Origin of the sequence: Acidisoma sp. S159, assembly GCF_009766125.1 — a bacterium.
Lineage (GTDB): Bacteria > Pseudomonadota > Alphaproteobacteria > Acetobacterales > Acetobacteraceae > Acidisoma.
Window position 1 is genome coordinate 671,929 of the sequence record NZ_LMUG01000032.1, and the last position, 23,022, is coordinate 694,950.

Below are 23,022 nucleotides of genomic sequence, written 5' to 3' on the forward strand. Positions count from 1 at the left end.
ATGATCCGGTATTGAACCGCGACCAGGAGATCCGTCATGGCATGCGCAGGCATGCCATCCACGCCTTGGCTTCGTGAAGCCAGAAAAGGCGTGGATGCTCGGCCTTCGCCGAGCATGACGCTGCGGCGTGAGCACGGTTCAGACCAGAGCAGCCCTCACCGCCGCCAGCGCCGCATCCGCCTGAGCGGCGTCGGGTCCACCGGATTGCGCGAGATCGGGCCGCCCGCCGCCGCCCTTGCCACCCACCGCCGCCGCAGCCGCCCGCGCCAGATCAACGGCGCTGAAGCGCGCCGTGAGGCCCGGCGCGACGCCCACCACGATGCTGACCTTGCCCTCGGCGGTGGACACCAGAGCGACCACACCGCCGCCCTCCATCTGCTTGCCGATGGCATCCGCGAGGCTTTTGAGATCGCGCGGCGGCACATCGCCCAGGTTGCGCGCCGAAAGCTTCACGTCCCCGATCTGCTCGACAGCGGATTCGCCGCCACCCGTCGCCAGCTTGCGCTGGGCTTCGGCGAGCTGGCGCTCCAATCGCCGGCGGTCCTCCAGGAGCGACGCGATGCGCGCGGGAAGCTCGGCGGGTGAAACCTTAAGCGCGGCCGCCGCCTCCTCCAAAACGCGATTCGTCTCGCGCAAGCTATCGAAGGCGCTGGCCCCAGCCACGGCTTCCAGACGGCGCACGCCGGCGGAAACTCCGGTCTCGCCGGTGATGCGGAACAGGCCGATATCGCCGGTGCGGCCGACATGCGTGCCGCCGCAAAGCTCGATCGAATAGGCGCGGCGATCAGCGTCGCCGTCACCCATCGCGACGACGCGAACCTCATCGCCGTATTTCTCCCCGAACAGCGCCATGGCACCTTCGGCCACCGCCTGATCCGGTGTCATGAGCCGGGTCGTCACCGCGCTATTCTCGCGGATCCGCTCATTAACCTCGGCCTCGACCACGGCAAGCTCGGCCGGCGTCACGGGCTTGGGGTGGCTGACATCGAAGCGCAGGCGGTCCGGCGCATTGAGACTGCCCTTCTGCGCGACGTGGGTGCCGAGATGACGGCGCAACGACTCATGCAGCAAATGCGTCGCCGAGTGATGCGCGCGGATGGCGCCGCGGCGGGTATGATCGACATCGGCCCGCACCGCTTGCCCAAGCCGCGCCACACCGCTCTCCACATGGCCAAGATGGACAAATAGGTCGCCGAGCTTCTTCTGCGTATCCGTGACGCGGATAACCAAACCGTCCGGCCCGCTGATAAGCCCTTGGTCGCCAACCTGGCCGCCGCTCTCGGCGTAAAATGGCGTCTGGTTGAGGATGACCGCGACCTCGTTCCCGGTCTGAGCCTGCTCGACAGGCGCGCCATCGACGACGATCGCCAGGATTTCGCCCTCGACGCTTTCGGTCGCATAGCCGAGAAACTCCGTGGCGCCGAGCCGTTCCTTCAGATCGAACCATACCCTGTCGGTCGCGGCATCGCCGGTGCCGGCCCAGGCAGCGCGGGCGCGGCGCCGCTGTTCGGTCATCGCCGTCTCGAACCCCGCCACATCCACCGTGCGGCCCTGCTCGCGCAGGGCATCCTGGGTGAGGTCGAGCGGAAAGCCGAAGGTGTCGTAAAGGCGGAATGCGACGTCCCCGGCCAAAGGCTGGCCCTCGCCGAGACGGCCGGTCACATCGGCCAGCAGATGCAGCCCGCGCTCGAGCAGAGTGCGGAAACGCGTCTCCTCCAGCCGCAATGTATCGGTCATCAGTGCCTGCGCGCGGCCCAGTTCCGGATAGGCCTGGCCCATCTGTCGGATCAGCGCCGGCACCAGGCGCGGCATGAGGGGTTCACCCGCGCCCATCTGATAGGCGTGCCGCATGGCCCGCCGCATGATCCGCCGCAGCACATAGCCGCGTCCCTCGTTGGAGGGCAGCACGCCATCGGCCATGAGGAAGCACGACGACCGAAGATGGTCTGCGACAACGCGGTGACTGGTCTTCTCGGGCCCGTCTGGATCGCGCCCGGTCGCTTCGGCGCTAGCCAGGATCAGGGCGCGCAGCGTGTCCGTATCATAGTTGTCATGCTTGCCCTGCAGGATGGCTGCGAACCGCTCCAGACCCATGCCGGTATCGATCGAGGGGCGAGGCAGCGGCGCGCGCGTGCCGGGCGGTCCCTCATCGTATTGCATGAATACGAGGTTCCAGATTTCGATGAAACGGTCGCCATCTTCATCCGCGCTACCGGGCGGCCCGCCCGGAATGGAGGCGCCGTGATCGTAGAAGATCTCGCTGCAGGGGCCGCAGGGGCCTGTATCGCCCATGCGCCAGAAATTGTCGGAGGTCGCTATGCGGATGATGCGGCTGTCCGGGAGGCCCGCGATCTTGCGCCAGAAAATCGCCGCTTCTTCGTCCTCGCTGTAGACCGTGACCAGCAGCTTATCAGCCGGCAGCCCGAAATCCTTGGTGACGAGGTTCCAGGCGTGCGCGATCGCCTGCTCCTTGAAATAGTCGCCGAAAGAGAAATTCCCCAGCATTTCGAAGAAGGTATGGTGGCGCGCGGTATAGCCGACATTGTCGAGGTCATTATGCTTGCCCCCAGCGCGGACGCATTTCTGCGCGGTCGTGGCGCGGCTATAGGGTCGCCTCTCCTGTCCAGTGAAGACGTTCTTGAACTGGACCATGCCGCTATTCGTGAAAAGCAAAGTCGGGTCATTGCGCGGAACGAGTGGGGAGCTCTCCACCACGGCATGACCATTCCGGGCGAAATAATCGAGGAAGGTGGCACGGATATCATTGCTGCTGGTGGACATGGCGCGCTGGACCAGTTTGAGGAGGGAGTGCCGCACCTAGCGCAGGCGCTGCCCGGAGTCACGCAGCGGGGGCGCAACGGACGCGCGCGCAAGGTAGAAGCTGTTATTACCTTATGCGCCTAGAGCATCGCTATAACGGAAGCGTGTTCACAACGCGGTGCTGCACCGCAAAAAACTTCTTGCAAACCGCCATCATAATTTCTAGATTGTGCATCGCAGCAACGGCGGTCCATGATCGTATTGCTGCTTTCTTGGACGTTTCCTCCCTAAACTTGGCGGTGCTTCGGCACCGCCTTTTTTTTGGTCCGCAGTCCATATAGGTGGCGTGACGCTCCTGCCCAGCCCATTCCCCGGCCCGCCGCTCTTTGTTGGTAGCGAGATCTATCGCCACTCGACTTATGGGGCGGGCCATCCGCTCGCGGTACCGCGGGTCTCGACCTGCATCGACCTCTGCCGCGCCCTCGGCTGGCTGCCCAAGGAGCGCTACCGCGAGGCGCCGACCGCCACGGAAGCGCAACTGCTCCGCTTCCACGACCCGGGCTACCTCGCGGCGCTGCGCCGCGCAGAATCGGCGGCAGCGGGCGATGGCGTCATCACAATGGAGGACAGCGCGCGCTATCGCATCGGAGCGGAGGGCAACCCGGTTTATCGCGAAATCTTTGCCCGCCCCGCGACTTCCGCAGGCGGCGTGCTCCTCGCCACTCAGCTCACCGCCGCGGGCGGAATCGTCCATGTGCCTGGCGGCGGCACGCATCACGGCCGGGCGGATCGCGCCTCGGGCTTCTGCTACCTCAACGATTGCGTGCTCGGGCTGATGTCCTGGCTCGACCAGGGGCTCACCCGGCTTCTCTATCTCGACCTCGATGCCCATCACGGTGACGGCGTGCAGGACGCCATGGCGGGCGACGAGCGGGTAATGACGGTCAGCGTGCATGAGGCCGGGCGCTGGCCGCATACTGGCCTCGCCGAAGACCGGGGCGGCGGCAATGCCCGCAACCTGCCGGTGCCGCCCGGATATAATGACAGCGAGGCGCGGTATCTGCTGCACAACGCCATGCTGCCGCTGATCGAGCGTTACCGCCCGCAGGCTGTCATGATGCAATGCGGTGCCGATGCGCTGGAGGAAGACCCCCTCGCCCGCCTCTCGCTCTCCAACAACGCCTATTGGGAGGCCGTGACGGCCATCGCGCCGCTCGCTCCCCGCCTCATCCTGCTCGGCGGCGGCGGCTATAACCCCTATACGGTCGCGCGCTGCTGGGCCGGCATCTGGGGCACGCTCTGTGGCTTCGAGATACCGCCTCGCCTGCCGGAGGAAGCGGAGACAATTCTCCGCCGCCTGGTCTACAACCGCGCGGCCGGCCGCAACCCGCCGGATCACTGGTTCACCACGCTGCGCGACGCGCCGCGCGAGGGCCCGGTACGCGACGAAATCCGGGCGCTCGCCCGACAGACGCTGACGGAGAACGGATGATGCGCCTTCGCCACCTTACCCTCGGCCTTGCCTGCGCCGGTTTCCTCGCCGCTCTGGCGCCGCCGGCGATGGCCCAGGACGACAATATCACCGCCGCCCAGCCAACTCTCCCGAAGCAGCCACTCTCGATCGTGAGCGATGGCGGTAAGACGCATCAGTTCCAGGTCGAGATGGCGATGACCCCGCAGCAGCAGGAAGTCGGCCTGATGTTCCGCCACGGGGTGGCGTCCGATAGCGGCATGCTCTTCGTCTTCCCGGCGGCGCAGGAGGGTCAGTTCTGGATGAAGAACACCCTGGTGCCGCTCGACATGGTCTTCATCAACGCCGACGGCACGATCCGCAGTATCTCGGAGAACACCGTGCCGCTTAGCCTGGCGGTCGATGACAGCGGCGGCCCGGTGCTGGCGGTGCTGGAGCTTCAGGGCGGCCTGACCGCGAAGGAGAACATCGGGGTCGGCGACAAGGTGGTGGCGGCGGCCTTCCACGACACCAAGTAGCGGTCATGGCTACTACCCGGCAGTAACACCCCGCGCTATAGAACCGCCGGGCGGGGCGTGGCGCAGCCTGGTAGCGCGCGTGTTTTGGGTACACGAGGCCGCCGGTTCGAGTCCGGCCGCCCCGACCATCGGCCAGGATCACGGGGCGGGAGCAGAGGAACGATCATGCGCGCACGCATCTACCAGCACCCGAAATCCGCGATGCAGTCCGGCCGCAGTGCACTCCATGGCTGGGTTCTGGAGTGGTATCAGGCCGAGCCGAAGCGTGCCGACCCTTTGATGGGCTGGATCGGCAGCGGCGACATGCAGCAGCAGATCACGCTCACCTTCCCCACACGGGAGGAGGCGGTCGCCTATGCCGAGGCGCGCAAACTGCCTTACGATGTCGAGATCACGCATAGCCGCGTGGTGAAGCCCAAGGCCTATGCCGATAATTTCCGGACGGACCGGGCCGAGAACTGGACCCACTGAAACGCCTGCGCCGCGCCCTTAGCTCAGTCGGATAGAGCAACAGCCTTCTAAGCTGTGGGTCGGTGGTTCGAATCCACCAGGGCGCGCCAATCTAAGACTTGCGGGCTACTGCCAGGCCACCAATCGAGTGACAACTTAGACATTCATTGCACCCAGCGCTCCGGCCGAGCGCACGGCGACTCTATCGAGCGTTCACGAGGGCTCGCTGCTCCTCCCGATGCGAGCCGATCGGCGCGCGCATTGAGAAGCTTGCGTCTACCCGTTCAAAATCGCCCGGCTTCCAGGTCTTGTCGAACCAAGGCTCTAGTGGGTCGTAGAGGCGTAGCAGCGGGTGCCACCCTTTGCCACTCCGCTTCGTCTCGCGATCTATCCAGATCTGGCCCTGCTGAACTTGGCAATGCTCGTTGCCGCCATGCGCAACAAAGGCCTCACATCCGTCCAGACTCCGCTTTGCGGGCAACGAAGCCTGGACGGCACGTGGCGCACCGAGCGCCTTCACCCGTGATGAGGAACGGCGTCAGAAAGCGCCGGCGGAGGGCGGGTAGACGCGCTTGATGGTCGCCTGGGCCTCCGGGCTGTCGATGGTGTCTTTGGTCACCAGCGGCTCCGCGAGTGGGATATCCTTGGTTGTCGGCTTACCCGTCAGCGCGTTGAACACCTGGGTCGTCGCATCAATGCCCTGGCCGCCAGCCTCCTGCAGGAACAGGCCCTGGATCACGCCGTCGCGCAGCAGCTTGATGGTGGTCGGGCTGCCGTCGGCGGTCGCGACCGTGATCTTGCCGACTAGGCCACGCGTCTGCAGCGCCTTGGCGGCGCCCGTCGCGGCTTCGTCATACATGCCGTAGATACCCTTGATGTCCGGATGCGCGGTCAGCAGGTCATTGGCCTGATCCACCGCCTCGCGCACGGTCAGCCCGTGGGTTTGAAGTACCTGCACCAGATCGCAGCCGTCGGCGGCGAAGGCTTCCTTGGCGCCCCTCAGGTATTTCTGCGCATTCTCGCGATCCTGCGGCAGAGAGAGCATGCCGATCTTATTGCCGCCCAGCGCCTTGGCAGCCTTGCAGACGAAACTGCCCTCGGCCTTGCCGGTCTCGTAGTTATTCGCGGTGACGGCCGAGGTATAGTCGGTCGAGCCAGGCTGCGGCCCGATGCCGGTGAAGGCGATCGGCACGTTCTTCGACTTGAGCAAGCGCAGGATCGGCGGCGTGCTGCTGGAACTGACCGGACCCATGACAATCGCATCGACGCCGCGGGTAAGCGCGGTGCGCACGTTATTCATTTGCGTGCCAGGCGAGTTCTCAGACGTGAACTCTACATAATTCATGCCGAGCTTCGCGGCCTGGGTCTTCGCGCCGTAAGCCACCCACTGCCAATAGGAAATGTCGAGCGAAGGCGCGATATAGGCAACAGTCAGCTTCTTATCCGCGGCGCTGGCCGGATGAGCCGCGACGGTCGCGAGGCCGATGACCGCGCAGGCAGCGGCGAGCAGGTAGCGGAGGCCTGGTTGACGAGGCATTTTGGGTTCCTTCCCTGGAGATACGCGGCGCCTTCTAGCGCCTTGCCTTGCTGACACGGTCGATCAGGACCGCGACGAGAATGACGAGGCCCGTGACTGAGCCTTGCCAGAAACTATTGATGCCGATCAGGTTCACGCCGTTCTGGATGACCGTGATCATGAGCGCGCCGAGCAGCGCGCCAAAAGCCGAGCCGGTACCACCGAACAGGCTCGCGCCGCCGATGACGACCGCGGCGATGGCCTGCAGCATCATCGCCTCGCCCGCCGTGCCCTCCGCATTGCTGATGTAAGAGACGCTGAGCACGCTGGCGAAAGATGCGCAAAGGCCCGAGACGACATAGACCGAGAAACGAATGCGGTGGACGGGAATGCCGAGGAGGCGGGCGGCGTTCGTGCTACTGCCGATCGCATAGACCCAGCGCCCGGCGACGACGCGGCGCAACACGAACTCAGTGACGATGACCAGGACGACGCAGAATAATACGAAATTTGGCACGCCGGGTATCAGGGTTCCGCCATTCAGCAGGTAGTAGTTCTGGTCGTTGATCGGCAGCGAATGCCCGTTGGTCACGATGAAGGCGAGGCTGGCCGCGACCGCGTAGGTGATGAGCGTCACCACAAAAGGCGCCAAGCCCACGAAGGTCACGAGAAAACCGTTGATGCCGCCGAACACGACGCCCACCAGCAGGCCGAGGATCGTGCTGAGCACCGAATTGTAGCCGCTATTCATCGCGAGGCCGGTGACCATGCCGGTCAGCGAGAAGATGGAGCCGACCGAGAGATCGATGCCGCCTGTAATCACCACCAACAGCACGCCAACCGCCATGATGATCAGCGGCGCGGAAGCCTGCGCGATATCCGAGATATTGCCGAAGGTCAGCGCATTGGGCACCAGAATGCCCAGGGCCAGTTCGAGCACCACGATCGCCACAGCGATCGCGATCTCGGTGCGGTAGGACGAGAAAATTCGCATCATGCCGCCATTCCTGTCGCTTCAGCGAGCCGCTCTTCGGTAATCTCGGCGCCATGCAACAACTGGGTCGCGCGGCCGTCCGGGCCGAAGCCCAGAACCGTATCGCAAAGCTCGACGAGTTCGGTCTGCTCCGTGGACCACCAGACGATAGTTGTGCCGGCCTGCGCCATGACGCGAATGAGGGCGTAAATGTCCCGCTTGGTGCCGATGTCAACGCCGCGCGTTGGCTCCTCCAGCACCAGCATGCGCGGTTGAAGCTGCAGCCAGCGCGCGATGATGAGCTTCTGCTGCGTGCCACCGCTGAGCGAGGAAGGCAGCGCCCAATAGGAAGATGCCTTGATACTCAGTGCCGAAAGCAGCGATCTCGCCTGCGCCGCTTCCTTGCCGGAGACCAGCACGCGCCGCTCCACGATACGACGGGAGGCGAGCATATTGTCGATGATGGGCAATGCTGACAGCATGCCGCGATTGGCACGGTCGCCCGACACGAACCCCACCTTGTCGCGCACCGCTTCGCGCGGCGAGCGATAGCCTTGCGGATGGTCGCCTATGCGGATGACCACACCCGGCAACGGGGCGGCACCAATGAGAAGATCGATGAGCGCCTGCGGCCCGGCCGGTGCGCCCGCCAAGCCGAGGATAGCTCCGCCACCGACCTCGACCGGAAAGCCGAGCCCCTCGATCTTGAGGCGCGGCGCGTCCACATGGGCGGCGGAAACCGCCGCGGGTAACTCGCCGCCGACTGGCGTTTCGGTCAGTGCCGAGGCTTGGCCCATGAGTTCGACGATGTCGGCGTCGGTCAGTTCCGTCACCGGCTTGCGATGCACCGCCGCGACGCCATCGCGAATAATGGTGCAAACATCGGCGACTTGGCGGATTTCCCGCATGCGATGGGAAACGAAGACCACACCGATCTCGGTCTCGCTCACCAGCCGGCGCAGCACGGCAAAGAGCCGCTGCGCCTCGCCGGCGGTCAGATTGGTGGTCGGCTCGTCGAGCAGCAACAGGCGCGCGCCGGATTTCAGCGCGCGGGCGATTTCCACCATTTGCTGCTCATGCAGCGACAGGTCGCCGACCAGGCGATGCGCGGCGTGTTCAGCAAAGTCGCGGTCGATGAGGGCAAGGGCGGACAATGCCGTGCGGTCGGCGGCCCGCCTGTCGAACAGCGCGAGGCCGCGATGGTAATGGGGCAGCTCGATATTCTCGGCCACCGTGAGATGCGGCAGCACGGCGAGTTCCTGGTGCACGATGGCGAGGCCGCGCGCGCGGGCGGCGGCGCCCTGCGGCTCATCGACGCTGTGCCCGTCGAAGTTCAGCGTGCCGCCGTCTCGGTTAACGACATCGGCGACGATCTTGAGCAGCGTGGATTTCCCAGCGCCGTTGCCGCCGAGGAAGGCGTGCACCTCGCCGGGCGCCACCGCGAAATCCATGCCCCGCAGCACATGCGTCGGGCCATAGCTTTTCGTGATGCCGCGTGCGTCGAGGAGGAAACCTTTGTCGGCCATGGCGGTCAGAGCCAGCCCTTGATGCTGGCGCGCATGGCTTCCGCCGAGATGCCATAGCGGTCATGCAGCGTCGGCAGGGCGCCCGCGTCGAGAAACTCATCCGGCAGACCGATCTGGCGGAAGGCACAGTGGATGCCCTCACGCATCAACACGCCCGCCACAGCTTCGCCCAATCCGCCGATCACCGAATGGTTTTCGGCGACGATGACAAGCCGGCCGCTGCGCCGTGCCTCTCGGGTGATGCTCGCGACATCCAGCGGCTTGATGGTGGGCGAATGCAGCACGGCGAGGGAAACGCCATCCGCCTCCAGCAGCTTCGCGGTTTCGAGCGCACGCATCGTCATGAAACCCGACGAGACGATCAGCGCGTCGCCGCCATCGCGCAGCAAAGCCGCCTGGCCGAGCTTGAACTCATAATCGTATTCGTCGAGCACGAGTGGCACCTGGCCGCGCAACAGCCGAAGATAGACCGGGCCATCATGCGCCGCGATGGCGGGCACGATTTGCTCGATATCGAGCGCATCGCAGGGATCGATGATGGTGAGGTTCGGCATGGCGCGGAAGATCGCGATATCGTCGGTCGCCTGGTGACTTGGGCCATAGCCTGTCGTCAGACCGGGCAGAGCACAGGCGATCTTGACGTTGAGCTTCTCCTCGGCGATCGCCATGCAGATGAAATCATGCGCGCGGCGGGAGGCGAAGACCGCATATGTGGTAGCGAAGGGCATGAAACCCTCACGTGCCATGCCGGATGCAGCGCCCATCAGCAACTGTTCGGCCATCCCCATCTGGTAGTAACGGTCGGGATGCGCCTGCCCAAAGATGTGCAGGTCAGTGTATTTGCCGAGATCCGCCGTCATTCCGACGACTTCCGGCCGCGTCTCTGCGAGTTTCGCCAGCGCATGACCGAAAGGCGCGGGTTTAGTCCGCTGCCCTTCGGCGGCCAGCGAGGCGATCATTGCCGAGGTCTTGAGCCGCGCTTTTTGCGGTGGTGACGACTGGCTCATGCGGGCCTCGTGGCATCAAGAATTGCGAGGGCTTCGGTCCACTCCGCGGGCTCGACGCGCAGGAAGTGATTGCGGTCGCGCGCTTCCAGAAAGGGCACACCACGCGCCATCTTGGTATCGCAAATGATGACGCGCGGCTTGGGATCGGAAAGGTTCCGCGCAGTCTCGAAGGCAGCGACCAGAGCTGGAATATCGTTGCCATTCACACGCTGCACATGCCAACCAAAAGCGCCCCACTTGTCCGCCAGAGGCTCGAAGTTCAGCATTGCGGTCGAGGGTCCGTCGGCCTGCTGATTGTTGACATCGACCAGCGCAATAAGATTGTCGAGCTTCCAGTGGCCGGCGGACATCGCGGCCTCCCAGGTCGCACCTTCATCGACTTCGCCGTCCGACAGCAGGTTATAGATGAACGCGGGGTTCTTCTTGCGCTTCAGGCCAAGCGCCATGCCGACCGCGATGCTCAAGCCTTGCCCAAGCGAGCCGCCGGTGATCTCCATGCCGGGCGTATAGGAGGCCATGCCCGACATCGGTAGCCGGCTGTCATCCGATCCGTAACTCTCCAATTCGTCGCGCGGCAGGATGCCGGCCTCGATGAGGGCGGCGTAGAGCGCGATGGCGTAATGGCCGATGGAGAGCAGGAAACGGTCGCGCTGTTCCCAATGCGGGTCTTCCGCGCGATAGGTCATGCCGTGGAAATACGCCACCGCCAGCACGTCCGAAATGCCGAGGGCCTGGGCGATATAGCCCTGGCCTTGCACTTCGCCCATCAGCACCGCATTGCGCCGGATCGACCAGGCGCGCGCGGCGAGGCTCGGCGCGTTGCGGAGATGATCCTCAACCATGGATCAGCATTCCGCCATTCACGTCGATGGTGGCACCGGTGATGTAGGAGGAAAGATCGGAGGCGAGAAACAGGAAGGCTCCGGCGACGTCATCGGCCACGCCAAGGCGGTTGAGCGGCACGCCCCGCGCGATTTCCTCCTTCATCTCCGCGGTCAGCTTGCCGCCCGTGATGTCGGTCTGGATCAGGCCGGGGGTCACGCAATTCGACCGGATTCCATCAATGCCGAATTCCCGCGCCATATTCTTGGCAAGACCAAGCACCCCGGCCTTGGAAGCCGAATAGTGCGGGCCACCAAAGATGCCGCCGCCCCGCTGCGCCGAAACGGAAGACGTGAACATGATCGAGCCTTGCTTGCGCTCTCGCATATGGGGAATGAAGGCCTGGCTGAGATAGAGAACGCCGCGCAGGTTCACATCCAAAACCGCGTCGTAATCGGCGGGTTTGATTTCGAGGAGTTTCAGCGGCTGGCTGATGCCGGCGTTGTTGACAAGAATATCGACCTGTCCGAGGTCGGCGATGACCTGTGTGGCCACCTTGTGGCACTGGTCGAGATTGACGACATTGCAGACATAGCCGCGATGCTCCGGGCCGATGCTGTTCGCCACTTCGCTCGGCTTGGCGCCTTCGAGATCGAGGATGACAACGCGGGCGCCGTGCTGCGCGAAGAGCTTGGCAGTGGCGAGGCCGATGCCCCGGGGACCGGCGGCGCCCGAAATGACGGCGACCTTATTCGCGAGCAGCATCCGATTTTCCTCCCTGCGGTAGTCCGCTTGAGGGAGCCATGCCTAATATACCCCCTTACAAACAAGCGCGAAGTTTGCACCCAAGGGTGAATCAGGCTCATCATTGGCTATGCGCGCTCTTCCCCTTTCCGCGATGAGGGCCTTCGAGGCGGCGGCCCGCACCGGCTCTTTCCGCGCCGCCGCGGTTTCCCTGTCGCTGACACCCAGCGCGGTCAGCCATGCCATCCGCGGACTGGAGCGACAGATCGGCGCGCCGCTTTTCGCGCGGGATGGCCGTTCCGTGCGGCTGACAGTCGAGGGCGAAACGCTCATGACGCATGTGGAGCGCGGCTTCGGCGAACTGCGTCACGGACTTCTCAGTGTTTCGACGCGCGGTCCCACACTGCTGCGCTTACACTGCGCCCCGAGCTTTGCAGCGCAGTGGCTGGTGCCGCGCCTGCCACAGCTACTCGGGCGGCGAGGCGGCCTGGAACTACGTCTTGCGGCTGGTACCGACTACACGCGCTTCGTCGCCGACGAGTTCGATGCCGATATCGTCTATGGCGCGCCGGAGCCGAAAGCCTACGGCCCGCGCGGGCATGAGGGCATCGTCATCCTTCCGCTCATCGAGGAAACCGTAACGCCGCTTTGCTGCCCGGCGATGGCGCCACGCATTACCTCGGTCGCCGCCTTGCTCGACCATCCCTTGATCGAGAGCGACAATAAGAAGATCCGCTGGGATGCCTGGTTCAAGGCCAATGGCATGGTGGCGCCCGCGCCGCACGGACCGCGCTTCGATCGCAGCTTCTTTTCGCTCAGCGCGGCGGCTGACGGCTTGGGCGTCGCGCTGGAATCGACACTGCTCGCGGAGCGGGAATTGCTTTCGGGGCGTCTTGTCCGGCCGCTCCTCGGGCGCTGCCAGGACGTGACCTATATCGGCCACCACCTGGTCTTTCCGCGAGGCTTGTCGCATAGCCGGGGTTTACGGCTATTTCTCGATTGGCTGCTGGCCGAGCTCGGACTGCCCGGCCGCGCCCTGCCATAGCGGGCGATGTCGTTGCCGGGGCGCGTATCGTCTCGTCACCAAATGCTCGTGCCGCCGTCGATCGTGAGAGTGCTGCCCGTCGCGAAGCCGGAACGCCGCGAGGCGAGCCACAAAATCGCCTCCGCGACTTCATCCGGCTTGCCCATGCGGCCCATCAGCGCGCGGCCGTCTAGCTCCGCGCGCAACGCCTCGGGATCTGCTGCCTGCGCGAACATCTTGTCGAAATAGGGCGACGAGATCGTTCCCGGCGCCACGCAATTGACGCGGATGTTTTGCTTCGCGTGATCGATCGCCATCGCCCGCGTCAAAGCGCCGATGCCGCCCTTGGACGCGACATAAGCCGCGCGATCCGCGATCGCCGAGGTCGCCGTGTACGAACCGGTGTTGACGATGCTGCCGCCACCGTGCCGCGCCATCACCGGAATCACATATTTGGCGCAGAGGAAAATGCCCTTGAGGTTGACCGAGATCAGCCGGTCCCAGTCTGCCTCCTCGATCGTTTCCACAGTCCCTCTGAAGCCGAAACCCGCGTTATTGACCAGCACATCGATGCGCCCGAAGGCCGCGACAGCGGCCGCGACCATCGCCTGAACCTCGGCCGCCTTGCTGACATCCACGCCGACACCGATCGCGCCGCCGCCAAGTTCCCGCGCGGCGGCGATGGCGCCCGCTTCATTGATATCCGCGATGACGAGCTTCGAGCCCTCTTGCGCGAACAATGTCGCGGTCGAGAGACCAATGCCGCTGGCCCCACCAGTGATGATGGCGACCTTGTCCTGAACCATGCCGAACGCACTCATATCGATTTCCCCCGGGAAGACCGTGTGTTCCCGTGAGGAACCACGCCGCAGGGCAGCCGCTCGGCGCAGGACCTGTCAAGACAGTGCGCCCGGCATATCAGTTTCCTGTCGATGCGGCGACGATATGAGCCCCGAGCAACACGCCGCACCGACCCACCTGCCCGAAGCCTTAACGGCGGGCGGCGACCAAGGCGAACATGGCACCTTGAGGATCGATACAATGGAGGATCCACATGCCGCCCGGCACCTCCACTGGTCCATTGAGAACTCGGCCGCCGGCGACCTCCACACGGCCCGCCGCCTCCGTGGTGCCCTCGACATTGAAGTAAAACAGCCAGAAGGGATGGGGAACCGCGTCCTGCTTGGTCATCATGCCGCCGATCGGCTCCGCGCCTCGCGCGAAAAGCTGATAGACGCCCATCGGCCCCATATCCATCGCCTCGCCCTTGTTCCATCCGAACAGGCCGGAATAGAAGGCGAAAGCCGATTCCCAGTCCGCGGCATGCAGCTCGCGCCAGCCACCATGGCCCGGCGTCCCAAGGGGGGCGGAGGGCACAGGCTGATTCAACAAACTCTTGAATAAAACGAAAACCGCGCCTTGCGGATCGGCCACGACCGCGAAACGGCCGACCTCGGGAATATCCTCTGGCGAGCGATGGATCTTGCCGCCCGCCTTGGCCAGCATGGCGGCTCGGCCATCGACGTCATCGACTGCGATATAGCCGATCCAGCCAGGACCCGCGCCCATCTCGCGCGCGGCATCGGGCAGGTCCATTACCCCGCCGACCGGAATCTCCCCGGCCGTGAGAAGGGTGTATCGAAACTCGGGCCTGCTGGCGTCCTGAACACCCCAGCCGATCACGCTGCGGTAAAATTCCTCAGCCGCGTCGGCATCCGTCGTCATCAGCTCGTACCAGACGAACTGTCCCATTGCGTCGGCCATTTCCTGTCTCCCAGGCTTGGTTTTTGCGGTCGCTTACGCTTCGGCGCGCGACAAACGCTCGATCAGCGCCATCGCGGCAGCTGGGGCCTTCGGCTTGAAGCCGTTGATCATGTAGATGAAGACATCGCGTCCCGCGGCCTGATTTTTTTGGGACGGACCGACCGTTTCGAGGTCCGCTGGCGCTCCCCCAGCCGCCCAGGCACGGCCACGCGCGGCCCAACTGTCCAACATGTTGAGCGGATAGCCGACGGTTTCCGACTCCGCGGCGGCCTGCAGCCGGGCATAGACGAAGGGTGCGGTCACATCAGGGATCTGCGGAAAGTCCGCCTTGTCCGTGCAGACCGTGGCGACCTCGTATTCCCGCAACAGCGCGATGAAAGCCGGCACGCGGAAACTCGCATGCCGCACCTCGACCACGTGGCGCAACTTCACGCCTGCGATGCTTTTCGGCAGCAAGGCGAGGAAAGCGGCGAAATCCTCCGCATTGAACTGCTTGGTGGGGAGGAACTGCCAATTGATCGGGCCGAGCTTCTCACGCAGTTCCATGACGCCGCTCGTGAAGAATCGCTCGATCGATGGCGCGGCCTCGGCGAGCTTGCGTCGGTTGGTGGTGAAGCGCGGACCCTTGACGGAGAAAACGAAGCCCTCCGGGGTCTCATCCCGCCATTTCGCGAAGCTCTCCGGCTTCTGCGAGCCGTAATAGGTGCCGTTGATCTCGATCGTGGTGAGGTGGGAGGCGGCGTATTCCAGCTCTCGCCGTTGCGCCAAACCCTCGGGATAGAAGACGCCGCGCCATGGCTCGAAGGTCCAGCCTCCAACGCCGGCTCTGACTCACTTTTGATGGATGTTGGGCTTACGCGGAGCCCATAACGCGCGCCTGAAGGAGATCTAGCTTTCCGCGGCCATACATCTGGCGTTTGACGAGCTTCAGCTTGGTGATCTGGCCCTCTGTCTGGCCGTTCGACCAGGGTGACGTGATCGCGGCGGAAACAGCCGCTTTGTCCTTGAGCACGCCGTTGGCGAACGACACGACGAGGCTCGATCGCGCCCGCTCCAACCATGGGTCGAGTACGTCTAGGCATCGCTTGCGCACCATGGCTTGAAAAGCGGCAACGATCTCGCGTGCTTCCACGAGGAGCGGCACGCCGTCCTCGATGGCGGCTACTGTGAGCGCTTCGGACCGCGACAGCTGATCGCGACTGATCGTCAGCAACCGCGCAATTGTCCGTGCCGCAGGCGTTCGGCTCGGCGCGCTACCTACTTTGTCTGCTTGGCGCTGGCGCGTCGCCCATTCGCTAATGACGCGCAGAGAGCCGCGGAAACCTTCCTGCTTCAGCCGTCGCCAAAGTGCAGTGGCGTTGCGATCACCAGCGGCCCAGCGCTCGTCGAGCCAAGGCAGATAGAGCTCGAGCGAGCTCTCCCGCACGCGGAAGATATCGGACCGCTGTCCACGCAAGATCCGCCGGACGAGGCAGCGGCTATACCCGGTTCGGCGCACGATCTCCTTGATCGCGATCCCGTCCTTGGCCAGCCGGAGAATGGCGGCGTTATCCTCCTCTCGGCGAAGATAACCTTCGTATTGAATCCGTTCGGCAGCGGTGAGCAGCTTGGGGTTGATCGTGGCCGCGCCAACGACAGAGCGGATCTGACGCATCGACTTGCGGACCGCGTCGAGAAAGGCACGGCTCGCATTTTCCATCAGGTGCCAGCGGTCGGCGACCTGTGTCGCATCGGGCAACGCTTTGGCCGCGGCAAGCGCGTATGCGCCACCACGATCGCGCGCCACCACTGCGATCTGTGGCTGCCGCGACAGCCACTCCTTGGCTGTTGCGGGCTCACGATCAGGCAGAAGCGCGATGGTCCGCCGCCGCTCCAAATCGCAGATCAGCGTTCCGTAACGCTGATTGCGCCGCCATGCCCAGTCGTCGATCCCGATGATGGTCGGCGGCACGAAAGGCGGACTGCCGCGTCTTCGGATGACCCGCAGCAAAGTATCCTTGCTGACCGGCACCATGAGCCGACGCGCAAAGCTGGCTGCCGGTCGGCCGCCAAGTGCCAGACCAAGATGGTGGACGATATGATCGAGACGCGCCGTTCGGCGCGCCCATGGGGCAAGCACGTCACCGTCGAAGCGCTCAGCGAAGACCAGGCGCCCGCATAGAACGGCCCGACAATAGAACCGACGAGCCCGCACCATCAGGCGCACCGGACGCCCGGCGATCGGCAAGTCAGCCAAGCGCCGATAATACCGGCTATGGACCCGGTCGGATCGCGTCCCACACCCAGGACAGATGCTCGCGGTCTCGATGGAGCGCACCGTGATCAGCGCGCTCGCGCCATCGCTCGTGATCTCGTCGACGAGGAAGCCGCGCGGGACGAGAGCAGAGGCGCGAAAAGTCTGGGGCACAGTGGCGAACTCCCTCGCTGATCCGAGGCCAGAAAGCACCCCAATTCCATCAAAAGTGAGTCAGAGCCCAACGCCGACCCGGATGGCGCCCGCTTTCGCGGTCTCCGCCCTCTTAGCCATGACTCGCCTCCGTATGGCCGTAGAGAGCCTCCGGGGAGACCTCCAGCGCGACAATTTCGGCAAGTCCGTCCGGCGTCGCGGCGCGGTAGAAGCAGCTTCGACGCCCGGTATGGCAGGCGACGCCCGTTTGATCCACGCGCAGAAGCAGCGCATCGCCGTCGCAGTCGATCCGCAGCTCCACGAGGCGCTGCACCTGTCCGGACTGCTCGCCCTTGCGCCACAGCCGGTTGCGGCTACGGCTGAAATAGCAGACCCGCCCGGTCGCCAGGGTCTCGGCCACGGACTCGCGATTCATCCAGGCCATCATGAGGACCTCGCCGGTATCGTGCTGCTGCGCGATAGCGGGCACCAAGCCGGCGGCATCGAAAGCGATGGCAGCCAGCACGGTTTCGGACCTGGTCATCCCCGCATCGTGGCTTCGCGGAGCTGACGGAAGCCACGCTCCAGATCCGCGATCAGATCAGCGGGATCTTCCAGCCCAACATGCAGCCGCATGATCTCGCCGCCGAAATCGCCGGTTCCGGCGGAGCGGCGGATCGTCTCGGTGGTCGGCAGCACCAGGCTCTCGAACCCCCCCCAGGATGCGCCGATGCCGAATAACTCGAGGCTATCGATCATCGCGTGCATCGCGTGCAGGCTGTATTCGGGCTTCAGCACCAGCCCAAAGAGACTTGGGGCACCGGAGAAGTCCCGCTCCCAAATTTCATGGCCCGGCGAACCCGGCAAAGCCGGATGCAGAATACGCAGCACCTCGGGCCGCTGCTCCAGCCAGCGCGCCACGAGGAGGCCGGATTGCATCTGGCGGGACAGCCTTACGCCGAGGCTCCGGATGCCTCGCAGCGCCAGCCAGCAGTCATCGGGGCTCGCATATTGGCCGAGCGACGTGGCGGCGTCCCGCAGCCTGATCCAATCCTCTGGCGTCGCGACGGTCACGGCCCCCAGGATAATGTCGGAATGGCCGCCGGCATATTTCGTCAGCGCCTGGATCGAGACATCGACGCCGTGGGTGAAGGGCTGGAAGAAATGGATGCCCCAGGTGTTGTCCAGCAGCACCTTGGCACCGTGGCGATGCGCCACCTCCGCCAGGGCCGGAACGTCCTGCACCTCGAAAGTATGGCTGCCCGGACTCTCGGTGAAGACCACCCGAGTGGTCGGCCGCATCAGCTCATCGAGCCCCGCCGCCGAGATCATGGGGTCGTAATAGGTAGTCTCCACGCCAAAGCCGGCGAGTATGCCGCCGCAGAAGCGCCGCGTCGGGCCGTAAACGCTATCCGGCACCAGAATATGCTGGCCAGCCTTCACGAAGGCGAGCAGCGCGGTGGTGACCGCTGCCAGGCCCGAGGAAACGACCTGGCAACGCGTACCGCCTTCAATCTCCGCGACCGCGTCTTCCAGAGCGAAATGGGTCGGCGTGCCGTGAGTGCCGTAGACGACGGCCTGCTCGTAACGCGCCGTCTCCACGCCGCGCATATGGGCGAGATCCGGGTGCAGAACGGTGGATCCGCGAACCACCGCGGGATTGACGAAGCCGTAGCCGCGGGTGGAGGTTCGACCGACCTGCGTCATCCGTGTGGAAGGTTGAAGCTCCCGTCTCGGCGAATGGTCTTCGGGCGAGTCATGCGGCATAGGTTTCAGAATCCGGTGCTGTCTCGGGGCGGGAGCCCCATTCCGCCCAAGAACCATCATAAAGCGCGCCGCCCGGCAATCCAGCCACGGCGAGGCCAAGGCTAAGCACGGCCGCGGTGACGCCAGAGCCACAGCTCGTCACCACCGGTTTGGTGCCATCCACGCCCGCCGTTGCAAAGCGGGCACGCAATTGGTCGGGCAATAGCATCGTACCGTCGCCGGCCAACAATTCGGTAAACGGCAGATTGTGTGCGCCCCTCATATGTCCAGACCGCAAGCCCGGCCGGGGCTCGGGCACGGTGCCGGCGAACCGATTGGCGGCACGGGCATCGAGGATCACCACCGAGTCGCTCTGCACCAGATTGCGCATCGCGACGAGGTCGCGGACGAGTTCGGGCTGCGATCGCGACGTAAAGGACGCGGCGGGAACCTCCATGGGCAGCCCGATATCGAGCGGCCGGCCTTCGGCGCGCCACTTCGGCAGTCCACCGTCTAGCACCGCGGCACGGTCATGCCCGAATGCCGCCATCATCCACCAGCCGCGCGCCGCGGAAAATAGTCCCGTCTGATCGTAAAAGATGACGGTGGATTCGTTATCGATACCCAGCGCGCCGACCATGTCGGCGAAAGCCGACGCCTCGGGCAGCATATGCGGAAGTCCGGTACTGCGATCGGCGATAGTTTCTATATCGAAGAAACGGGACCCTGGGATACGCGCCGCACGATATTCGGCGGTGGCGTCGCGCGCGTCAGCCGGCAAATGGAAGGAACAGTCGCAGACCACGATGCCTGGCTCACCGAGATGTTCGGCTAGCCAGTTCGTCGAGACAAGCGGCATCATGCGATGGCGCTCTCCGCATCCGATGCTACCTTCACCAAAGCCCTGAGCTTCTGTGCCCCAGCAGAGCCTTTCAGGGCGTCGCGCCAGCAGACCTCCGCTACCCGTTGATGCGCGCCGATCGCTTCCTCCGCAGAGGTGATCATTACGCAGCCAACCTGGGTCGGATGTGCGTCAGAGCGGAATGGATTGATCGCAATCTGCGCACGCTCGCGCGATCGAAGCACCGTGAAGTTGGTAATCGGGACTTCGTTAGTGAGCAGGCCAAACTGGAAGCCAATCGGTTCCGCCTCCATAAGATCTGCGATAGTCATCAGCTCCGTCACCGAAGCGTCGAGCATCCGCCGGCGGAGTCGTGGCGAGGCCGTAAAGCGCGTGCTTGGTGGCCGCCGGATATACTGGTCGATCGCCTCGGCCGCGATGATAGCCACGATATTGGGCCGCCTATTCTGAAATGAGCGACGGCGTTCCGCCATGAGATTGAGAACCTGGTCCGATTGCGCGCGTAGCGCCGCTCGATCATCGCCGGCTTGCGCTACTAATTCGTTAAGGGCCTCCGCGTAGATGGTGTCAAAATTGTCCGAGGTCATGAGATAATGGAATGGCCCAGACAGGTGCAATATCTGGTCAGCACTCTCCTCGATCTGGCGGATACGCTCCAAATAGCCGGTGAGCCGCGTGTAATATTCCACGCCGACACCGAGCAGCGCGAGCGGGGAAATCTTGAGGAGCTCGGCGAGACGCTGTACCGTGTCGAGCTTGATAACCTCGCCCTTCTCGTAACGGTAGAGTGCCGCACGAGACACACCGAGTCGTGCAGCAATCTCGTCCGCCCGCAGCCCCGACTCCATCCTGTAAGCACGGAGTTGTTGTCCGATATCGTTCAGGCGCACCGACCGGCTATTCCCTATTTGCATTTTGGAGACTGCGAACGACGCTGGAGCCGGATACCATGAAACGCTCCAAAACTGTGAAGAGGGTTAAAAAAACCTTGTCGAGAACGTTGTGATATCGACACAGACCCAGCTTCGGCAAGCCTTTTCGGAGACTTTGAAGCGAAAGCTTATCAAGACGGCTCCCGACGAGCGCCTATATCGCCTACAAGCCCCTTCGCGCTTAGCTGGGTCGCTCATTTTGAGCGGCTCCGGCCCCGTCTGCTGCAATGCGGACCACAAGGATCGAGATCCGTGACCGAACGCTTTCTGATCTGGGTCTTGCTCGCCGGTCTCATTGCCGGCTGCCTCGCAGTTCTTCAGCCTTTCATTGCAGCACTAGCATGGGCCGCGATCCTAACCTTCACCACCTGGCCGATCTATGCATGGCTCCGGCTCCGTTGGCGGCTCCATCGCGTCCCGGCCGCTCTACTCATGGTGGTGCTGACCGCGGTCGTCATCCTCCTTCCCCTCGCATTGATCGCCGAGAGCGGCCTGCAGAATGCAGCCAATATTCGCCGCATGATCAACGAAGTCTTGATCTTCGGTCTGCCGCCCGCTCCGACATGGCTCTCCTCCCTTCCTGTGCTGGGCTCGACGGTCAGCGACCTGTGGAACCACTGGTCTGCCGATCTCGAAAGCCTGCTCGCCGCAATCCATCCTTATCTCGGAATGTTTGCTAAGGAAGGGCTTCACCTCGTCATCACAGTTACAGACGGGGTGGCGCGGATGGCGGTCGCCCTCTTCATCGCTTTCTTCTTTTTCCTCTATGGCGATGCGATCGAGCGCCGGCTGCGAGGTTTCCTCTATCGGATCATCGGCGGCCAGGCGGAACGTCTCATCACGATCACGGGAGCGACCGTTCGTGGCGCCGTCTATGGGATTCTGAGCACCGCGCTGGTTCAGGGTCTCATGCTGAGCCTCGGCCTCTGGGTCAGCGGCGTGCCGAATGCGCTGACCTTGGCCTTGGCGGGCACGTTTTTCTCCCTGGTGCCGGGGGGCGGGATGGTGATTTGGGTGCCGGCCGCGATCTGGCTGTTCAGCATGGACCACCCCTATGCCGGCGCGATCCTGACCGCCTGGTGCGCCATCGGCATCACCGTGGCGGATAGCTTCGTGCGGCCCTGGTTCATCGCCCGTGGCGCGCATCTGCCTTTCCTGCTCACCCTCATCGGCGTCCTTGGCGGCGCCTTCGCCTTCGGCCTCCTGGGAATATTCCTCGGCCCCGTGCTGTTGGGCGTGGGCTTCATCCTGGTCGAGGAATTCTCCCGTGGCGCGCCTCTGGCGCCCGCCGCCGAGATCCACGCGCTGCGCCACGAGGACGCGCGCAAGGCGGCCGAAACCATCGCCGCCCTCCGTCGCAGCCGCGAAATCTGAGTGGCCAGGCGTGCCCGGCGCTGGACCGGGCGTCAGTAGGTCACCACCGTCCGAATCGATTCGCCGCGTTTCATGAGGTCGAATCCATCATTGATGCGCTCGAACGGCAGCACATGGGTAATGAGGTCGTCGATGTTGATCTTGCCGTCCATGTACCAATCGACAATGCGCGGCACGTCGGTCCGGCCACGGGCACCGCCGAAAGCCGTTCCCTTCCACTGCCGCCCGGTGACCAGTTGGAAGGGCCGGGTGCTGATTTCCGCCCCGGACGGCGCCACGCCGATGATGATCGACTGACCCCAGCCGCGATGGGCGCATTCCAGCGCCTGCCGCATGACCTTCACATTGCCGATACACTCGAAGCTGTAATCGGCCCCGCCCTTGGTCAGGCTAACGAGATAGGGCACCAGATCGCCCTCAACCTCGGCCGGATTGACGAAATGGGTCATGCCGAATTTCTCGGCCATCGGCACCCGGCCCGGATTGAGGTCGACGCCAACAATCATCTCGGCGCCCGCCAGCCGCGCGCCCTGCACCACGTTCAGCCCGATCCCGCCCAGGCCGAAGACGACGACCTTGGCGCCGGGCTCGACCTTCGCCGTGTTGATGACGGCGCCGATGCCCGTGGTGACGCCGCAGCCGATGTAGCAAACCTTCTCGAAAGGCGCGTCTTCCCGGATCTTGGCCAGCGCGATCTCCGGCAGCACCGTGAAATTCGAGAAGGTCGAGGTGCCCATGTAATGGTGGATCGGCTCGCCGCCCGAGGAGAAGCGCGACGTGCCATCCGGCATTAGCCCCTGCCCCTGGGTCGCGCGAATGGCGACGCAGAGATTGGTTTTGCGGCTGAGGCAATACTCACACTGCCGACACTCCGGCGTGTAGAGCGGAATGACGTGGTCGCCCTTCTTCAGGCTGGTCACGCCCGCGCCCACATCCACCACGATCCCCGCGCCCTCATGGCCTAGGACGGAGGGGAAAATGCCCTCCGGATCGGCGCCCGACAGGGTGAATTCGTCGGTGTGGCAGATGCCGGTGGCCTTGATCTCCACCAGCACCTCGCCAGCGTGCGGACCTTCTAGGTCGATGGTCTCGATACTGAGCGGCTGGGCCTTGGCGCGGGCGACGGCGGCGCGGGTCTTCATGGATC

At 64.3% G+C, this 23,022-nt stretch carries 21 protein-coding genes and 2 tRNA genes; 7 read left to right on the forward strand and 16 right to left on the reverse strand.

The features are described 5' to 3' along the window. Positions 1 to 138 precede the first annotated feature (138 nt). Positions 139 to 2,781: an alanine--tRNA ligase gene (gene alaS, locus GSQ92_RS10975; RefSeq protein ID WP_158805222.1), complete on the reverse strand. Its 2,643-nt coding sequence runs from the start codon at positions 2,779 to 2,781 to the stop codon at positions 139 to 141. Between the two features lie 325 nt (positions 2,782 to 3,106). Between alaS and GSQ92_RS10980 the strand changes: the two genes are divergently transcribed. From GSQ92_RS10980 to GSQ92_RS11000, 5 genes are all read left to right on the forward strand, one after another. Next, complete coding sequence (locus tag GSQ92_RS10980) at positions 3,107 to 4,252, forward strand: acetoin utilization protein AcuC (protein WP_174246723.1); 1,146 nt, start codon at positions 3,107 to 3,109, stop codon at positions 4,250 to 4,252. Beyond that, positions 4,249 to 4,749: a DUF192 domain-containing protein gene (locus GSQ92_RS10985; RefSeq protein WP_254065856.1), complete on the forward strand. Its 501-nt coding sequence runs from the start codon at positions 4,249 to 4,251 to the stop codon at positions 4,747 to 4,749. Before GSQ92_RS10980 ends, GSQ92_RS10985 begins: the two co-directional genes overlap by 4 nt. A gap of 51 nt (positions 4,750 to 4,800) precedes the next feature. Further along, positions 4,801 to 4,877, forward strand: a tRNA-Pro gene (locus GSQ92_RS10990). Positions 4,878 to 4,914: 37 nt separating this feature from the next. After that, a complete protein-coding gene (locus GSQ92_RS10995) occupies positions 4,915 to 5,220 on the forward strand; it encodes an ETC complex I subunit (protein WP_158805221.1) in 306 nt (101 codons plus the stop codon). Between the two features lie 12 nt (positions 5,221 to 5,232). Beyond that, positions 5,233 to 5,309: transfer RNA gene (locus GSQ92_RS11000), tRNA-Arg, on the forward strand. A 428-nt stretch (positions 5,310 to 5,737) separates the two neighbouring features. Here GSQ92_RS11000 and GSQ92_RS11010 read toward each other — a convergent pair. Genes GSQ92_RS11010 through GSQ92_RS11035 form a run of 6 tightly spaced genes read right to left on the reverse strand, consistent with a single transcriptional unit; the run spans position 5,738 to position 11,808 of the window. Beyond that, on the reverse strand, positions 5,738 to 6,736 hold the full coding sequence (locus GSQ92_RS11010; RefSeq protein WP_158805219.1) for a substrate-binding domain-containing protein: 999 nt from the start codon (positions 6,734 to 6,736) through the stop codon (positions 5,738 to 5,740). A gap of 34 nt (positions 6,737 to 6,770) precedes the next feature. Further along, complete coding sequence (locus GSQ92_RS11015; protein WP_158805218.1) at positions 6,771 to 7,712, reverse strand: ABC transporter permease; 942 nt, start codon at positions 7,710 to 7,712, stop codon at positions 6,771 to 6,773. After that, complete coding sequence (locus GSQ92_RS11020) at positions 7,709 to 9,214, reverse strand: ATP-binding cassette domain-containing protein (RefSeq protein ID WP_158805217.1); 1,506 nt, start codon at positions 9,212 to 9,214, stop codon at positions 7,709 to 7,711. Before GSQ92_RS11020 ends, GSQ92_RS11015 begins: the two co-directional genes overlap by 4 nt. A 5-nt stretch (positions 9,215 to 9,219) precedes the next feature. Next, positions 9,220 to 10,221 (reverse strand): transketolase family protein, encoded by a 1,002-nt coding sequence (locus GSQ92_RS11025; protein ID WP_158805216.1) that lies wholly within the window; start codon positions 10,219 to 10,221, stop codon positions 9,220 to 9,222. Further along, positions 10,218 to 11,063 carry a transketolase gene (locus GSQ92_RS11030; RefSeq protein WP_158805215.1) on the reverse strand — a complete coding sequence of 282 codons (846 nt, stop codon included), beginning with the start codon at positions 11,061 to 11,063 and terminating at the stop codon, positions 10,218 to 10,220. The genes GSQ92_RS11025 and GSQ92_RS11030 overlap by 4 nt, the downstream gene beginning before the upstream one ends. Further along, positions 11,056 to 11,808: an SDR family NAD(P)-dependent oxidoreductase gene (locus GSQ92_RS11035; RefSeq protein ID WP_158805214.1), complete on the reverse strand. Its 753-nt coding sequence runs from the start codon at positions 11,806 to 11,808 to the stop codon at positions 11,056 to 11,058. Before GSQ92_RS11035 ends, GSQ92_RS11030 begins: the two co-directional genes overlap by 8 nt. A 109-nt stretch (positions 11,809 to 11,917) precedes the next feature. Between GSQ92_RS11035 and GSQ92_RS11040 the strand changes: the two genes are divergently transcribed. Beyond that, positions 11,918 to 12,832, forward strand: a complete 915-nt coding sequence (locus GSQ92_RS11040; RefSeq protein WP_158805213.1) for a LysR substrate-binding domain-containing protein — start codon at positions 11,918 to 11,920, stop codon at positions 12,830 to 12,832. A gap of 35 nt (positions 12,833 to 12,867) precedes the next feature. On the opposite strand, the gene GSQ92_RS11045 is transcribed toward GSQ92_RS11040, so the two are convergent. The 8 genes from GSQ92_RS11045 to GSQ92_RS11080 all read right to left on the reverse strand — a co-directional run bounded on the left by GSQ92_RS11045 (position 12,868) and on the right by GSQ92_RS11080 (position 20,459). Next, entirely contained in the window at positions 12,868 to 13,632 is a 765-nt protein-coding gene (locus GSQ92_RS11045; protein WP_158805212.1) for an SDR family oxidoreductase, read from the reverse strand. A gap of 169 nt (positions 13,633 to 13,801) precedes the next feature. Further along, a complete protein-coding gene (locus tag GSQ92_RS11050) occupies positions 13,802 to 14,575 on the reverse strand; it encodes a VOC family protein (RefSeq protein ID WP_158805211.1) in 774 nt (257 codons plus the stop codon). 33 nt (positions 14,576 to 14,608) lie between these two features. Further along, on the reverse strand, positions 14,609 to 15,343 hold the full coding sequence (locus tag GSQ92_RS11055; protein ID WP_159013440.1) for a DUF72 domain-containing protein: 735 nt from the start codon (positions 15,341 to 15,343) through the stop codon (positions 14,609 to 14,611). 85 nt (positions 15,344 to 15,428) lie between these two features. Then, positions 15,429 to 16,982 (reverse strand): ISL3 family transposase, encoded by a 1,554-nt coding sequence (locus GSQ92_RS11060; protein WP_159013441.1) that lies wholly within the window; start codon positions 16,980 to 16,982, stop codon positions 15,429 to 15,431. Positions 16,983 to 17,094: 112 nt separating this feature from the next. Continuing rightward, positions 17,095 to 17,505, reverse strand: coding sequence for a phosphoribosyl-AMP cyclohydrolase (gene hisI, locus GSQ92_RS11065; RefSeq protein WP_158805209.1), 411 nt, complete (start codon positions 17,503 to 17,505; stop codon positions 17,095 to 17,097). Further along, on the reverse strand, positions 17,502 to 18,668 hold the full coding sequence (gene metC, locus GSQ92_RS11070; protein WP_158805208.1) for a cystathionine beta-lyase: 1,167 nt from the start codon (positions 18,666 to 18,668) through the stop codon (positions 17,502 to 17,504). The genes hisI and metC overlap by 4 nt, the downstream gene beginning before the upstream one ends. A gap of 49 nt (positions 18,669 to 18,717) precedes the next feature. Then, positions 18,718 to 19,569, reverse strand: coding sequence for a 3-mercaptopyruvate sulfurtransferase (gene sseA, locus GSQ92_RS11075; protein WP_158805207.1), 852 nt, complete (start codon positions 19,567 to 19,569; stop codon positions 18,718 to 18,720). After that, positions 19,566 to 20,459: a helix-turn-helix domain-containing protein gene (locus tag GSQ92_RS11080; protein WP_158805206.1), complete on the reverse strand. Its 894-nt coding sequence runs from the start codon at positions 20,457 to 20,459 to the stop codon at positions 19,566 to 19,568. The genes sseA and GSQ92_RS11080 overlap by 4 nt, the downstream gene beginning before the upstream one ends. Before the next feature lie 294 nt (positions 20,460 to 20,753). Between GSQ92_RS11080 and GSQ92_RS11085 the strand changes: the two genes are divergently transcribed. Next, a complete protein-coding gene (locus tag GSQ92_RS11085; protein ID WP_158805205.1) occupies positions 20,754 to 21,875 on the forward strand; it encodes an AI-2E family transporter in 1,122 nt (373 codons plus the stop codon). 32 nt (positions 21,876 to 21,907) lie between these two features. Here GSQ92_RS11085 and GSQ92_RS11090 read toward each other — a convergent pair whose 3' ends face one another. Continuing rightward, complete coding sequence (locus GSQ92_RS11090) at positions 21,908 to 23,017, reverse strand: S-(hydroxymethyl)glutathione dehydrogenase/class III alcohol dehydrogenase (protein ID WP_158805204.1); 1,110 nt, start codon at positions 23,015 to 23,017, stop codon at positions 21,908 to 21,910. Between the last annotated feature and the right edge of the window lie 5 nt (positions 23,018 to 23,022).